General features: G+C 73.2%; 12 protein-coding genes and 1 pseudogene. 2 read left to right on the plus strand and 11 right to left on the minus strand.

What is annotated here, in order from left to right; translation table 11 throughout:
* Positions 1-19 precede the first annotated feature (19 nt).
* Entirely contained in the window at positions 20-1,300 is a 1,281-nt protein-coding gene (locus tag AC3A5R_RS13285) for a PQQ-dependent sugar dehydrogenase (protein WP_487621238.1), read from the plus strand.
* On the opposite strand, the gene AC3A5R_RS13290 is transcribed toward AC3A5R_RS13285, so the two are convergent.
* From AC3A5R_RS13290 to AC3A5R_RS13320, 7 genes are all read right to left on the minus strand, one after another.
* Entirely contained in the window at positions 1,293-2,414 is a 1,122-nt protein-coding gene (locus AC3A5R_RS13290) for a glycerate kinase (protein WP_487621239.1), read from the minus strand. The two genes, AC3A5R_RS13285 and AC3A5R_RS13290, sit on opposite strands and share 8 nt — an antisense overlap.
* A gap of 10 nt (positions 2,415-2,424) precedes the next feature.
* Positions 2,425-3,231: a sugar phosphate isomerase/epimerase family protein gene (locus AC3A5R_RS13295; protein WP_487621422.1), complete on the minus strand. Its 807-nt coding sequence runs from the start codon at positions 3,229-3,231 to the stop codon at positions 2,425-2,427.
* A 71-nt stretch (positions 3,232-3,302) separates the two neighbouring features.
* The gene (locus tag AC3A5R_RS13300; protein ID WP_487621240.1) at positions 3,303-4,484 is read right to left on the minus strand and encodes a dihydrodipicolinate synthase family protein; all 1,182 of its coding nucleotides are present in this window, start codon (positions 4,482-4,484) and stop codon (positions 3,303-3,305) included.
* Positions 4,481-5,638 carry a Gfo/Idh/MocA family protein gene (locus AC3A5R_RS13305; RefSeq protein ID WP_487621241.1) on the minus strand — a complete coding sequence of 386 codons (1,158 nt, stop codon included), beginning with the start codon at positions 5,636-5,638 and terminating at the stop codon, positions 4,481-4,483. Before AC3A5R_RS13305 ends, AC3A5R_RS13300 begins: the two co-directional genes overlap by 4 nt.
* A gap of 73 nt (positions 5,639-5,711) precedes the next feature.
* Complete coding sequence (locus AC3A5R_RS13310) at positions 5,712-6,530, minus strand: ABC transporter ATP-binding protein (protein WP_487621242.1); 819 nt, start codon at positions 6,528-6,530, stop codon at positions 5,712-5,714.
* A 5-nt stretch (positions 6,531-6,535) separates the two neighbouring features.
* Positions 6,536-7,564 carry an ABC transporter substrate-binding protein gene (locus tag AC3A5R_RS13315; protein WP_487621243.1) on the minus strand — a complete coding sequence of 343 codons (1,029 nt, stop codon included), beginning with the start codon at positions 7,562-7,564 and terminating at the stop codon, positions 6,536-6,538.
* Positions 7,565-7,639: 75 nt separating this feature from the next.
* Complete coding sequence (locus tag AC3A5R_RS13320) at positions 7,640-8,512, minus strand: ABC transporter permease (protein WP_487621244.1); 873 nt, start codon at positions 8,510-8,512, stop codon at positions 7,640-7,642.
* Between the two features lie 153 nt (positions 8,513-8,665).
* Here AC3A5R_RS13320 and AC3A5R_RS13325 point away from each other — a divergent pair, with 153 nt between their 5' ends.
* The gene (locus AC3A5R_RS13325) at positions 8,666-9,730 is read left to right on the plus strand and encodes a LacI family DNA-binding transcriptional regulator (RefSeq protein WP_487621245.1); all 1,065 of its coding nucleotides are present in this window, start codon (positions 8,666-8,668) and stop codon (positions 9,728-9,730) included.
* Between the two features lie 204 nt (positions 9,731-9,934).
* On the opposite strand, the pseudogene AC3A5R_RS13330 reads toward AC3A5R_RS13325, so the two are convergent.
* From AC3A5R_RS13330 to AC3A5R_RS13345, 4 genes and pseudogenes are all read right to left on the minus strand, one after another.
* Positions 9,935-10,300: pseudogene (locus AC3A5R_RS13330) on the minus strand (DUF4037 domain-containing protein); the annotation flags it as partial.
* A gap of 264 nt (positions 10,301-10,564) precedes the next feature.
* Complete coding sequence (locus tag AC3A5R_RS13335) at positions 10,565-12,310, minus strand: alkaline phosphatase D family protein (protein ID WP_487621246.1); 1,746 nt, start codon at positions 12,308-12,310, stop codon at positions 10,565-10,567.
* An 84-nt stretch (positions 12,311-12,394) separates the two neighbouring features.
* Positions 12,395-13,135, minus strand: a complete 741-nt coding sequence (locus tag AC3A5R_RS13340) for a dienelactone hydrolase family protein (protein ID WP_487621247.1) — start codon at positions 13,133-13,135, stop codon at positions 12,395-12,397.
* Positions 13,136-13,212: 77 nt separating this feature from the next.
* Positions 13,213-14,526, minus strand: a complete 1,314-nt coding sequence (locus AC3A5R_RS13345; protein ID WP_487621248.1) for a cation:proton antiporter — start codon at positions 14,524-14,526, stop codon at positions 13,213-13,215.
* Positions 14,527-14,538 lie beyond the last annotated feature (12 nt).

A 14,538-nucleotide genomic window follows, 5' to 3' on the forward strand; every position in this document is an offset into this window, starting at 1 on the left:
GCGGCGAGGTGGACGGGCGATGACCCTGACGAGGACGAGCGGTCCCCGGCACGGTGGCCGACGGGCAGCCGGTCGGGCGCTGGGCAGGCTCGCGATCGTGGGCGTCCTCGGGACCACCGCCTGCTCGTCCGGCGGCCCGACAGCGACGACGACCTCGACCGGTGCCGTCGCGACCTCCACCTCCTCCGTCCCGACGAGCACCGCATCCTCGACGTCGCCGGCCGCGACGACACCGACCACGACCGGGCCCGTACCGACCCCCACCCCGTCGGCGACCTCGCGCGCGGGCCGACCGACCGGATCGGTGACGGTGCTGCGCACCCTCGCCACCGGTCTCGACGTGCCGTGGGGCCTGGCGCTGCTAGCCGACCGGACAGCCGTCCTGGTCACGACGCGTGACGACGGACGCGTCCGGCGCATCGACCTGTCCACCGGACGCGTCACGAGCGTCGGGCGCGTGCCCGGCGTCGTGTCGAACGTCGACCAGCAGGGCGAGGCAGGGCTGCTCGGCATCGCAGTGAGCCCCCGGTTCGCCTCGGACAGAACGCTCTTCGTGTACTACTCCACTGCGAACGACAACCGCATCGCGACGATGACCTACGACGCCACAGCGCCCGCTGGGCAGCAGCTCGGGGCACTGCACGTCATCGTGCGCGGCATCCCGCACGGGGTGCACCACAACGGCGGTCGCCTCGCCTTCGGCCCCGACGGCTACCTCTACGCCACGACCGGCGAGGCCGGCAACCCCTCTCTGGCACAGGACCGCTCGTCGCTCGGCGGCAAGATCCTGCGGCTGACCACGGCGGGCCGGCCGGCTCCCGGCAACCCGTTCGGCACGCTCGTGTGGAGCTACGGACACCGCAACGTCGAGGGCATCGTGTGGGACGCCTCCGGGCGGTTGTGGTCCTCGGAGTTCGGCGACCACCTCCACGACGAGCTCAACCTCATCCGCAAGGGTGGCAACTACGGTTGGCCCCAGACCGAGGGAAAGACGTCCCAGCCGGGGATCGTGTCGCCCGTCGTGCAGTGGAACCCGGACGCGAACTCACCGAGCGGGATCGCCATCGCGGCCGGGTCGGCCTGGCTCGGCGGCCTCAAGGGCGAGCGGCTGTGGCGGGTGCCGCTCGACGGCGCGACCACGGCCGGCGCCCCGCAGGCGTTCCTCGACGGCCGCTACGGCCGCCTGCGCAGCGTCCTTGCCATCGACGACCGGACGCTGCTCGTGACGACGAGCAACCGCGACGGACGCACCTCGCCGAATGCCGGCGACGACCGGATCCTCGTGCTGCGCGTCAGCTGACCCGGGCCTCGCGGTCGCCGGTCGCGACGGCCCCTGCGGCGTGCTCGCCGACGGCCTCGAGCCAGCGAACCGCGTCGGACCGGGCGGCGTCGAAACCGCCCGCCGCGTCGACGAGCGACCACCCGGTCACTCCGGCAGGAAGGGGCGCGGCGAGGTCACCGGCCACGACGACGCCGCGCGCACCGGCGGCGGCCGCGAGCCCCAGCACGTGACCGGCCACCTTGCCGGTGAGCGACTGTTCGTCCCAGCGGCCCTCCCCACTGACGACGACGTCGGCACCCGCCACGGCGTCGGGAAGCCCGACGAGCGAGGCGACGGCGGCGGCTCCGGGCCGTAGCACCGCGCCCCAGAGCGTCGCGAACCCGTAGGCGGTGCCCCCGGCCGCGCCGGCTCCCGGCTGGTCCGCGTCACCCTCGAGGACGGCGTGCCACCGGGCCAGGGCAGCTTCGAGCGTGACGACCTGCTCGGGCGAGGCCCCCTTCTGCGGCCCGAACACGTGGGCCGCGCCCGCCGGGCCGAGCAGCGGTGCCGTGACGTCGCAGAGGATCGTGACGCCGTCGGAAGGGGCCGGGCGCAGTGTGCTCGCGTCGACGTGCGTCGCCGCGGACAGCCCGAGCCCGCCCGGCCCGACGTCCCCGCCCGACGCGTCGAGGACGCGCAGGCCGAGGGCGCGCAGTGCGCCGCTGCCGCCGTCGGTCGACGCCGAGCCGCCCACGGCGAGCGTCACCTCCGCCACGCCGACGTCGAGGGCAGCGGCGAGCACCCGGCCGAGGGCGTCGGTGTCGGCGCCGCCCGGGTCGCCGGTGCCGACGAGGGGCAGGCCGCAGCACTCGGCCAGCTCGACCACGGCCCGGTCGCCGACCGTGGCCCAGCGGGCGCGGTGCTCGCGACGACCGGGCAGGCGCACCGTCTCGACGTGCACGACGGCCCGCTCGGAGGCGAGGACCGCGTCGAGCGTGCCCTCGCCGCCGTCGGCCATCGGCACTTCGACGACCTCGTCGGCGGGTCGGGCCCGGAGCCAGCCGCGGACCAGCGCGGCCGCCACCTCGGGCGCGGACGCGCTGCCCTTGAAGGAGTCGGGTGCGACGACGACGCGCAGCGGCCGGCTGGTCACCGGTATCACGTCAGAGCCACGGCGCGACGAGCGCGTCGTAGCGCTCCCGCATCTGGGTGAGCACCTCGGCCGGGTCGCGCGACCAGATGTCGGCGTTGAAGATCTCGACCTCGATGTCGCCCGCGTAACCCGCCCGCGTCACGGCACGCGTCCAGCGCTCGAAGTCGATGTGGCCGTCGCCCATCATCCCGCGCGACAGCAGCGCCCCCTCGGGGATCGGGAGGTTGAAGTCGCACACCTGGTAGGAGCTGATCCGGCCCTCGCGCCCGGCGCGTTCGACCATCGCCTCGGCGGCCGGGTCCCAGAACACGTGGAAGGTGTCGACGACGACGCCGACGGCGGCCGGGTCGTGGTCGGCGGCGAGGTCGAGGGCCTGCTCGAGCGTCGAGATGACGGCGCGGTCGGCGACGAACATCGGGTGCAGCGGCTCGAGCGCGAGGCGGACGCCGCACTCCGACGCGTACGGCGCGAGGTCGCCGATGCGGTCGGCCACCCGCTGCCGGGCCGCGAGCAGGTCGAGGTCGCCCTCGGGCAGCCCACCGGCGACGACGACGAGCTCGGGGGCTCCCAGCGCTGCCGCCTCGTCGATCGCCCGCCGGTTGTCCGCGAGCGCGGCAGCCACGGCGTCCGGGTCGGCAGCCGTGAAGAACCCGCCGCGGCACAGCGAGGAGGCACGCAAGCCCGTCTCGCGGAGACGACGGGCCGCCGTGTCGAGGCCCGCCTCCTCGACCTTGTCGCGCCACAGGCCGAGCGCGGGCACGTCGAACCGCAGCGCGAGGTCGACGGACTCGTCGAAGGAGAGCCGCTGCGTCGTCATGGTGTTGAGCGAGAGCCGTTGCGGCGCAGAGCGTCTCGCGTCGACGGCACGAACCGTCTCGATGGCCTGGCTCACGGCGCCTCCCACCCGTTGGCGGCGAGCCACGCGGTGACGCGCCGGGCCGCGAGGTCCGGGTCGACCACGAGACCGGCCTCCTCCGCGAGCTCCAGCGCCCGCACGAGGTGCAGCACCGACCGGCCGGTCGACAGGCCGCCGACCATCTGGAAGCCGGGCTGCCGGCCGTTGACCCACGCGAGGAAGGCGATGCCCGTCTTGTAGAAGCGTGTCGGCGCCGCGAAGACGTGCCGCCCGAGGTCGCGGGTCGAGTCGAGCACCCTGCGGGCCGTGGCGTCGTCACCGAGGTCGAGGGCCTGCAGGGCGGTGGACGCCGCGGGCGCGATGGCCGCGAAGATGCCGAGGAGCGCGTCGGAGTGCACGCCGTCCTCGTCGTCGCAGACCAGCTCGGGGTAGTTGAAGTCGTCGCCGGTGTAGAGCCGGACGCCGTCGGGCAGCGAGCGGCGCAGGCGTCGCTCGTGGTCGGCGTCCAGGAGCGACACCTTGACGCCGTCGACGCGGGCGACGTTGCGGGACAGCAGGTCCAGGAACGTGTCGGTGGCGGCGTCGAGGTCGCGGCTGCCCCAGTAGCCGGCGAGCTCGGGGTCGAACATCTCGCCGAGCCAGTGCAGGATGACGGGTCCGGACGCGGCGTCGAGCACCTCCTCGTAGACCCGGAGGTAGTTCTCGGGCGAGGTGGCCGCGCGGGCCAGGGCGCGCGAGGCCATGAGGATCACGCCGCTGCCCGCGGCCTCCACGACCTTGACCTGCTCGGTGTAGGCCGCGACGACCGCGTCGAGGCCGTCACGGTCGGCTGTGGCCCGGGCCGGGTCGAGGTGGTCGGTGCCGGCGCCGGAGGCGATCCGGCCCCCGACGCGCTGCGCCTCGGCGGCCGATCGCTCGACGAGCTCGCGGGTGGCCGCCCAGTCCAGGCCCATGCCGCGCTGGGCGGTGTCCATCGCCTCGGCGACGCCGAGGCCCCACGACCACAGGTCACGGCGCAGCTCGAGCGTCGCGTCCCAGTCGACGTCCGCCGGCGTACCGGGCGTGCTGTCGGCGAGGACCTTCGGCACGACGTGCGCCGCCGCGTAGGCGACGCGCGAGCTGATCGGCCCGTCGGGGCGCATCCAGTCGCCGGGGCCGGCCAGCTCGAGCACCCGGTTGCCGCCCGACCCGGTCGGCACGACGAGGCGGGTCACGGCGCGAGCTCCGGCACCTCGAGGCGGCGGCCCGTCGCCGACGACTCGAGACCCAGCGCCGCGAGCTGCACGCCGCGGGCGCCCGAGAGGAAGTCGTAGCGGTGCGGGCGGCTCGCGATGACGTCCCTGAGGTACTCCTCCCACTGCGCGCGGAAGCCGTTGACCGGAACCGCGTTGTCGGGGATGTCGATCCACTGCTCGCGGAACGACTGCGTCTCGGGCAGGTCGGGGTTCCACACCGGCTTCGGCGTCGCACTGCGCGGCTGGGCGACGCACCGGTGCAGGCCGGCGACGGCCGACCCGTGCGTGCCGTCGACCTGGAACTCGACGAGCTCGTCGCGGTACACCCGGACCGCCCAGGAGGAGTTGATCTGGGCGATGATCCCGTCGCCGATCTCGAAGATGCCGTAGGCGGCGTCGTCGGCGGTGGCGGCGTAGGCCTGGCCCTGCTCGTCCCAGCGCTCGGGGATGTGGGTGGCGGTGCGTGCCGTGACGGCGCGGACCGGACCGAGGATGCCCTCGAGCACGTAGTTCCAGTGGCAGAACATGTCGACGGCGATGCCGCCGCCGTCCTCGGAGCGGTAGTTCCAGCTGGGCCGCTGGGCCGGCTGGAGGTCGCCCTCGAAAACCCAGTAGCCGAACTCCCCACGCAGGGAGAGGATCCGGCCGAAGAAGCCCTCGTCGACGAGCCGCCGCAGCTTGACGAGGCCCGGCAGGTACAGCTTGTCGTGGACGACGCCGGCGACGACGCCCGACTCTCGGGCCACCGTGGCGAGGCCGAGCGCCTCCTCCACCGTCTCGGCGGTCGGCTTCTCGGTGTACACGTGCTTGCCGGCGCGCATGGCGCGGGTCAGGGCGTCGACGCGTCGGGAGGTGACCTGCGCGTCGAAGTAGATGTCGACGCTGTCGTCCGCGAGCACGGCGTCGACGTCGGTCGACCACTCGTCGACGCCGTGGCGGGCCGCGAGCTCGGCGAGCTTCTCGGCGTTGCGGCCCAGCAGGATCGGCTCGACGCCGACGCGGGAGCCGTCGGGCAGCTCGAGGCCGCCCTCGTCGCGGATGGCGAGGATCGAGCGCACGAGGTGCTGGCGGTAGCCCATGCGGCCGGTGACGCCGTTGAGGGCGATCCGCAGGGTCTTGGGGCTTTCGGGCATGGTGGGTCCTTCGGTCGTGGCGGGGAGGCGTGACGGGCGGGTGCGACGAGGAGGCGTGTCGAGCAGGAGCGGGTCAGTCGACCTCGCCCGACGTGCCGAGCAGCTCGCGCACCGTCGTCGTGAGGCCCTGGAACACCGGATCGGCCATCGTCTCGGCGTACACGCGGTGGCGCGGCAGGGCGACGTCGAGCTCGCGCAGCACGCGCCCGGGTCGCGGGCTCATGACGACGACCCGGTTCGCGAGGTACACGGCCTCGGGCACGGAGTGCGTCACGAGGAGCACCGTCGTGCCGGTCTCGGCCCAGATGCGGTGCAGCTCGACGTTCATCCGCTCGCGCGTCAGGGCGTCGAGGGCGCCGAAGGGCTCGTCCATGAGGAGCACCTCGGGCTCGTGGAGCAGCGCCCGGCACAGCGAGACCCGCTGCTGCATGCCGCCGGACAGCTCGTGCGGCAGCGCGCCCTCGAAGCCCTCCAGGCCGGTCATGGCGATGAGCTCGCGCGCTCGGGAGCGGGCCTTGTCGCGGGCCATGCCACGCATCTCGCCCTGCAGCAGGATGTTGCCCTCGACGGTGCGCCACTCGAGCAGCGCCGCCCGCTGGAAGACGTAGCCGATGTCGGGCCGGGGCCCGGAGACCCGGGTGCCGTTGAGCACGACCTCTCCACGGGACGGGCGCGTCAGGCCGGCGACCGCCTTGAGGAGCGTCGACTTGCCGCAGCCGGAGGGCCCGGCGATGCTGACGAACTCGCCGCGCTCGACGGTGAGGTCGATGCCCTCGATGGCCGTGACCTCGCCACGCTTGGACGCGAACCGGATGTGGAGGTCCTGGACCTCGAGGGCGTGCGCCGCGGCCGGCGGCCCGGTGCGGGCTGGGTCGGTGATCGTCGCGGACACCGTGGTCACTCCCCTGCCGGCTGGAAGGCGTTGTCGTAGTACGAGCTCCGCTCCTTGGCGGCACCGAGCAGACCGGCCGAGGACAGCACCTGGATCGTCGAGTCCCAGTCGGCGTCGGCGTCGACACCGGGCGCCTGGCCCTGGGTGCTCTTGGTGTGGAGCAGGGTGATCGTCTGCTTCCACTGCTCGAGCAGCACGTCCTTCTTCGGCATCTGCGGGTCCTTGCCCGCCATCGCGGCGACGGCGCCCTCGGGGTCCTTCTCCGCGGCGGCGAACGCCTCGCTCGTGGCGGCGACCATCTTCTTGGCGAGGTCGGCCTTGGAGCCGATCGTCGCGTCGGAGGCGATGAGGCCGTTGCTGTAGAAGTTGAGGCCGACGTCGGAGTAGCGCAGGTAGCGCATCTCCTTGCCGCTCTTGGCCGCGATGGTCGGGCCCTGGTCGTGGGCGAAGCCGATGAGCCCGTCGACGCGTCCGCTGATGACGGCGGCGATCTTGCCGGCGGCGTCGAGGTTCTGCTGCTTGACGTCGCTCTCCTGCAGGCCGGCCTTCTTCAGGAAGATCGGGAAGGTCGTCGTCGGGGCGTCGCCGGCCGAGACGGCGATGGTGCGGCCCTTGAGGTCGGCCGGGGTGTTGATGCCGCTGTCGGCGAAGACCTGCACGGCCGAGGGCGTCGTCTGCAGGAACACCCCGAGGCTCTTGATCTTGACGCCCTTGTCGATGTTCGACAGGACGGCTGGGGTGTCGGCCCAGCCGAAGTCCACCTGGTCGGCGCCGACGGCCTGGGCCGTCTTCGTCGAGCCCTGGCCGGCCTTGATGGTCAGGTTGATGCCGTGCTTGGCGAAGATGCCCTTGTCGACGCCGTAGTAGAACGGCGCGTGCTCGCCGTACGGGTACCAGTTGAGCATCAGGGTCACGTCGGTGCCGCCACCGGATCCGCCGGGGGCGCCGCCGGTCGCGTCGCCGCAGGCGCCGAGGGCGAAGGCGGCCGCGGCCGCGGTGACGAAGGCCACCGCACGTCGTCGGGTGAGCTGCATGGGAACCACTCCTGTTCGCGAATGTTCGCTGACTTCGTTGTCGGGTGCGGGCCCTGTCGGGCGCCGGGGTCGGACCTAGAGCTGGACGGTGTTGCTGCCGAGGCCGCGCTGCGAGGCGTGCCACGGGATGATGAGGCGCTCGATGAGCTGGATCGCGGCGAACATCAGCACGCCGACGAGCGACATGATGATGAGGGCGACGAAGAGGCTTGCGGTGTCGACGTTTCCGTTGGCCTGGAGGATGACGTAGCCGAGCCCGGAGTTGGCGCCGACGAACTCCCCGACGACGGCGCCGGTGACCGCGAGGGTCGCCGCGACCTTGAGCCCGGAGAAGAGCTGCGGCAGCGACGCCGGGAACTGGATCTTGCGGAAGACCTTGAAGCGGCCGGCGCCCATCGTCGAGGTCAGCTCGAGCACCTCGGGGTCGACGTCGCGCAGGCCGGCGAGTCCCGAGATGACGATCGGGAAGAAGGCCATGAGCACGGCGACGATGATCTTCGGCCCCACCCCGAAGCCGAGCCACACGACGAACAGCGGCGCGATGGCGATCTTCGGGATGACCTGGGCGAAGAGCACGACGGGGTAGATCGTGCGCTCGAGGTTCGGGGAGTAGACCATCGCGATGGCGACCGCCTCGCCGACGACGACCGCGATGGCGAAGCCGATGAGCGTCTCGAGCACCGTGACCCACGTGTTCGACGCGAAGTAGCCGAGGTTGTCGGCGAAGGCCGCCCACGTCTCGGCCGGCGAGGGCACGAGGTAGGGCGGCAGCAGCCCGGTCGCCGTCATGACCCACCAGAGGGCGAATGCGACGACCGCGAACGCGATGGGGCGCCACGAGCGGGTGAGGCTGCGGGCGACGGGGTTCTCGGCGCGGGGTGGCGCGGGCGCCCGGGTCGCGGTCGTCGCGGTTCCGGGCCGCTCGTCGAGTGCGGCGTGCGGAGACATCCTTGTCCTTCCTGGTCGCTGCGCCGTCCGTCGAACCTGCTGCGGAAAGCGCTTTCCGGTACTGTAGGTCCGGGCTCGGGAGGTGTCAACGGTCCGTCACCCTCCCGGCTCGATGCCCTAGATTCCCCACACGACGCCAAGGAGGTCGAGGACGTGGCAGTGACGCTTCAGCAGGTGGCGACCCTCGCGGGGGTGTCGCTCGCGACCGCGTCGCGCGTGCTCAACCGGTCGTCCCGCCACCCGCGCGAGGACATCACCGAGCGCGTGCGCGCCGCCGCCGAGCAGCTCGGCTACGTCCCGAACGCCCAGGCCCAGGCGCTCGCGAGGTCCTCCACCGCGCTCGTCGGGCTCGTCGTGCACGACATCGACGACCCGTACTTCGCCACCATCGCCGCGGGCGTCCAGGCCACGGCGCAGGTGGCAGGCAAGCAGACCCTCCTCGCCTGCACCAACCGCGACCCCGACCTCGAGTGCGCGGCGATCGAGTCGTTCGCGGCGCACCGCACCGAGGCGATCGTCCTCGCGGGTTCGCGCCGCAGCGCCCCCGCGTCGGCCACCGAGCGCCTCCTGGCGCTCTGCACCGCCTACGAGCAGAACGGCGGACGCGTCGCCCTGGTCGGCCAGCCTCTACCCGGGTTCTCCGCCGTCGTTCCCGAGAACCGTTCCGGCGCAAGGCAGCTCGTTCGTGATCTCGTCGATGCCGGCCACCGTCGGTTCGTCGTCGTCGCCGGTCCCCGCTGGCTGCGCACGTCGGCCGACCGCGCCGACGCCTTCGAGGCCGAGGTGCGCAAGCACGCCAAGGCGCTCCACCCCGACAGCGGCTCGGGCGCCGTCGAGCTGCTCCCCCGCGTCGACACCGACTTCACCCGCGACGGCGCCTACGCCGGCGCCACCGACCTCCTCGGCCGTGTCGACCTCGACCCGGCCCGGCCGCTGTGCATCCTCGCCGTCTCCGACGTCATGGCCCTCGGCGTGCTCGCGGCCTGTCGCGACCGCGGCGTGCCGGTGCCCGGCGCCGTCGGCGTCGCCGGCTTCGACGACATCAAGACCCTGCGCGACACGACCCCGTCGCTCACCACCGTCCACCTCGACCTGCACGGCATGGGCACGGCAGCCGCCCGCCTCGCCCTCGCCGCCCCGGGCGAGAGCGCGTCGGTCGTCCCGTTCGAGGCGACCGTCGTGCTGCGAGAGAGCACCCGCCTGCCGCTCAGCCGGTGACGCGACGCAGCTCGAAGGCCTCCCGCAGCGGCTCGAGATCGGCTGACGGGACATGCTGTGCCGCAAGGCGGTACGTGTCGTCGACGAGGCTGCCGACGAGCTCGACCGCCTCGTGCGGCGGTGCGACGAGCAGTGACCGGTGCGCTCGGCGAGACGCTCGGGACGGTGCGGCAGCAGGGTCTCCTCCCAGTCGAGCCACTTGTGGAACGGGTTCGGCATCCAGACCCGGTTGAGGCCGAAGAGCGCGTCGAGCACGCCCTGCACGTCGTCGACGAGGTCGCGGTGCAGCAGGAAGACGTCGTCGCGCTCCGCGAGCATCTCGAGCCGCTCGCGCGAGCGCAGGTCGAGGCCCTGTTCGACGAGGGCCACGGCCAGCGCCTCGGGGTAGGCGGCGAGGCGGGCGCGCCACGCGTCGATGACGTCGTGGCCGTGCAGCGGGATGCCGTCGAGCACCGCTGTGGCCCGCACCTGCAGCTCGGCCTCGGTGTCGCCGGTGAGCGCCCGGTCGAGGTAGGCGTCGATCGTCGTCGTGAGGAAGCCGCTGACGTCGATCTTGACGCCGTCGACCATGACGCCGTCGGCCCACTCGTGCTCGTCCTCCTCGGCGTAGACGCGGGTGAACCCCGCGTCCTCGACGCCGGCACGCCGGTCGGCTGCCGTCGGCGGCCGCAGCCAGTACACGTCGAGCTCCACGTCGGACAGCGCGTCGGCCCGGCCGCGGGCCACCGACCCGGCGACGAGGGCGGCGGCGACGTCCGGGTTCGCGGTCCATGTCTGCGCGGCTCGCCGCGCGATGGTGACGCGCCGGGCCACCTCGTCGGCCACGCCCGGGCCTCAGGCGCGCGCCGGCAGGCGGACGCTGCCGACCGTCGTGATCCGCGGGTGTGCGTCGTCGCCGTCGCGCACGACCCCGCCCCGCCAGACGATCGCGAGGTCGCGGCCCTGGACGGTCAGCTCGGCGAGGCAGTTGTCGAACCACGGCCCGTCGGTGACCCGCCACGGGTACTTCGGGTCGGGCACGCGCTTGGAGTGGTCGGCGAGGAAGCGCATCGGCCGCACCAGCCCGCGCGCGAACAGCGACATCATGACGCGGATCCCCCGCGGCATCGGGTTGCGGATCGGCGAGCACACGGCCTGGACGATCCGCGACCGTGCGCCGTACTGCCCGGCGTCGGCCACCTCGGCGACGTAGGAGTTGTGCACGTCCCCGGACAGGAAGGTGATCGACCCGGGCGCCCGGCCGCGGTTGCCGCGCGCGACGTCCATGACCATGTCGAACACCTCGACGAACCCGTCGTTGAAGGCCGCCCAGTGCTCGAGGTCGACCGACTGGCGGCTCTTCTCGGCGAGCCCGGCGACGACGCGGTTGTGCGCGCCGCTGCTCGCGAGGACCTCGTCGATGGCCTCGAAGTCGTGCAGGCCCGGTGGCAGCAGGAAGGGCAGCGACGTGCCGATGAGCAGGTGGTCGACGTCGCCGGTCAGCTGGTCGTCGAGCCAGCTCTCCTCGTCGGCGTCGAGCATCGAGCGGCGCTCCGGCTCGAGGACGCGTGCGGCGCGCGAGTCGACGACGACGAGGCGCGAGTCGCCGAGGTCGCGCCGGTAGCTCCAGCGGTAGACCTCGGGGTGCCGGTCGACGCGTCGGACGAGGTCGAAGAGCGGCTCGGTGACGTCGAGCTCCTCCCCGTCGGAGCCCTGGGCGGCCAGGACGGTCGAGTAGATCTCGTCCTCGGCCAGCTGGGCCGGCGAGAGGTTGCCGATGTGCTGGTACACCCAGTACGACGCGAGGCCGCCCATGAGCCGCTCGTGCCACCACGGCGTGCGGTTGATCTCCTCGTGCCACGACCACGACGTGTTCCAGTCGTCGCGGATGTCGTGGTCGTCGAAGATCATGCAGCTGGGCACGGTCGAGAAGAACCAGCGGTTCGCCTCGTCCGACCAGGCGAGCCGGTAGAGGTGGCAGTACTCCTCGTAGTCCTTGATCTCCTCTCCCGGAGGCTCCTCCAGCGAGCGCCGCGAGGCGATGAACTCCCGCATCGCCTCCGAGGTCTCGTCGGCGTAGACCTGGTCGCCGAGGAAGGCGATGAGGTCGGGCCACGCCTCGGTGCCCTCGGCGAGGGCGAGCGCCAGCGTGCGGAGCGCGTCGACGCCGTTGGACGCGTTGCCCTCGGCGTCGTGGGGCACGCTCGTGCGGCAGGACCCGAAGAGCAGGCGCGTCGGGCGGGAACGGTCGATGGTGCGGATCCGCGGCGCGGGGAACCGGTGGTCGTCGTCCGGCGGCCACACGCGGGCGTCGTCGACGTCGACGGTGTACTCCCAGGAGTCACCCGCGTCGAGGCCGTCGACGACGACGAGGGCGTAGTGGTGCCCCTTGACGATGAACGTGGGCGCCGACCACGCGCGGTCGCCCGCCCGCACCGTGACGGTCGCACGGCCGGCGGTCTCGACCCACACCGTCGCCTCGGTCTCGCCGGCGAAGCGCAGCATCGGCCCGATCACGAGCGGGGACGCGGGGTAGAGCGTGCCCGACTCGGTCGGGGCGCTCGGCGCGGGTGCGGTCTTCTCGCTCGACGAGGGGCTCATGGAGACAGGCTTACCCCCTGCCGCACGCCCACGGGCGGGAAGCGCCGAGGAGATCGCGGTGGCGCTCCGGGCGGACGACGCGCCTCAGCGGCCGACGTGCTCGCCGAGGAAGGCCAGGGTGCGCTGCCACGCGTCGGCGGCGACGTCGGCGTTGTAGCGCGACGGCGCGTCGTCGTTGAAGAACGCGTGCCCGACGCCGTGGTAGACGCGTGCCGTGAAGTCGACGCCCGCCGCATCCATGCGCGCCTCCAGGTCGGGCACCCCGTCCGTGATCCGGTGGTCGTCCTCGCCGTAGAGGGCGAGCACCGGGCAGGCGATCGTCGCCGGGTCAGCGTGCTCGGGGAAGGTGCCGTAGAAGGGGACGGCTGCCCGGACGCGGTCGTCGGCGGCGGCCAGCGCGAAGGCGTACGTGCCGCCGAAGCAGAACCCGACGACGCCGACGCGTCCGTCGATGCCCGGCTCGCTCAGGAGCGCGTCGACGACGCCGCGCAGCGCCGGGACCGCCCACGCCGCGAACTCCGGCTGCCGGGCCGGCGTCGTGGCCTCCCGCAGCTGCGGCTGGGCAGCGAGGCGCTCCTGCTCGCTCGCGCTGTTGTTCAGTGCGAAGATCCGGCTGCCGACCTCGGCCGTCAGGCCGACGTGCGCCAGCAGGTCCGGGGCGAGGGCGACGTAGCCCTCGGCCGCGAACCGGTCGGCGACGTCGGTGATGTGGTCGGTCAGGCCCCAGATCTCCTGCACGACGACCACCGCGCCACGCGGGTCGCCCTCGGGGTCGGCGCGGTAGGCGGACAGCTCGTGCTCGGGGAACTCGGTCATCGTGCCCATGGCCCCGTCCTATCAGGCGTGGCTGGGCGCTGGGGAGGCCCGGCGCGCGACACAGCGCGACAACGTGGCCCGACGCGTCAGCTCCGTGCTTCCCGACGCGCCTCGAGGCGGCGCAGCACCGGTGTCGCGAGGACGCCGTGGACGAGGACCGACAGGGCGATCGTCGCCGCGACCGTGGCCCAGAGCCACCGCTCCTCGGGGAAGGCGTGCTCGCCGGCCGCCCACGCGAGGTAGTAGAGGGTGCCGATGCCGCGGACCCCGAAGAACGCCGCCGCCCGCCGCTCGGCCGGTTCGAGGCCCCCCGGCTTGTCGACGGGTCGGGGCCGCACGGACAGGGCCAGCCAGCCCGCCACGGGCCGGACGACGAGGACGATCGCGACGGCGACGACGGCGCCCCGCCAGTCGAGCTCCGACAGCATCCCGTTCGTCATCCCCATGCCGAGGAGCATGAGGACGACGAGGGTGAGCAGCCGCTCGAGGCGGGAGACGACCTCGTGCATCGCCCGGTGGTACTCGTGACCGCGCTCGGCCGCCCGGATCGTCATGCCGCAGGCGAAGACCGCGACGAACCCGTAGCCCCCGACCACCTCGCTCAGCCCGTAGGTCGCGACGAGGGCCGCGATGGCGAGCAGCGGCTCACCCTGCTCGGCGAGGCGCAGCGAGCGCCGCGGCGAGCGGAACGCCACCTTCGCGAGGAGCCAGCCGACGCCCATGCCGATCGCGACGCCGATCGCCAGCTTGCCGAGCAGGTCCCACGCGACCCAGCCGCCGATCCAGCCACCGACCGGGCCGAGGGCCGCGAGGAAGACCGCGGCGTGCACGAACGGGAACGCGAGGCCGTCGTTGAGACCGGCCTCCGACGTCAGCGCGAAGCGCACCTCGTCGGCCTCGTCGACCTCCTCGAGCCCCTCTGAGTCGGCATCGACGTGCGGCCCGCCCACCTGCACGTCGCCCGCGAGCACCGGGTCGGTCGGCGACAGGGCCGCGCCCAGCAGGAGCGCGGCCGGCGCCGCGAGACCGAGGCCCCACCCGAGCAGCGCCACCGCTGCGATCGTCACCGGCATCGCGACGACGAGCAACCGCCACGTCGGCGACCAGCGACGCCAGGTGGTGCGGTCACGCAGGCTGAGCGGCCGGTCGAGCGCGAGACCCACGCCCATGAGGGCGACGAGGACGGTCAGCTCGGTGACGTGCTCGACCTGGGCGCGGATGTCGACGGGGTCGAGGACGAGGCCCTCCGGCAGCGGCAGCAGGCCGATGACGGCCCCGAGCGCCAGCAGGACCATGGGCGCCGACACGGCGTACCGCTCGAGGGCCGTCGGCAGCACGGCGGCGAGCAGCAGGGCGAGCCCGAGGATGAGGTACACCGCACTCGCCGACACACGACGCATCGTCGCACCTCG

It is taken from the genome of Intrasporangium sp. Soil_C_50 (assembly GCF_057656595.1).

What these genes read in the sequence shown, in the direction of transcription:
- AC3A5R_RS13285 (WP_487621238.1), top strand. Translation starts at nt 20, where the DNA reads ATGACCCTGACGAGGACGAGCGGTCCCCGGCACGGTGGCCGACGGGCA.
- AC3A5R_RS13295 (WP_487621422.1), bottom strand. Translation starts at nt 3,231, where the DNA reads ATGACGACGCAGCGGCTCTCCTTCGACGAGTCCGTCGACCTCGCGCTG.
- AC3A5R_RS13305 (WP_487621241.1), bottom strand. Translation starts at nt 5,638, where the DNA reads ATGCCCGAAAGCCCCAAGACCCTGCGGATCGCCCTCAACGGCGTCACC.
- AC3A5R_RS13315 (WP_487621243.1), bottom strand. Translation starts at nt 7,564, where the DNA reads ATGCAGCTCACCCGACGACGTGCGGTGGCCTTCGTCACCGCGGCCGCG.
- AC3A5R_RS13320 (WP_487621244.1), bottom strand. Translation starts at nt 8,512, where the DNA reads ATGTCTCCGCACGCCGCACTCGACGAGCGGCCCGGAACCGCGACGACC.
- AC3A5R_RS13335 (WP_487621246.1), bottom strand. Translation starts at nt 12,310, where the DNA reads ATGAGCCCCTCGTCGAGCGAGAAGACCGCACCCGCGCCGAGCGCCCCG.
- AC3A5R_RS13340 (WP_487621247.1), bottom strand. Translation starts at nt 13,135, where the DNA reads ATGGGCACGATGACCGAGTTCCCCGAGCACGAGCTGTCCGCCTACCGC.
- AC3A5R_RS13345 (WP_487621248.1), bottom strand. Translation starts at nt 14,526, where the DNA reads ATGCGTCGTGTGTCGGCGAGTGCGGTGTACCTCATCCTCGGGCTCGCC.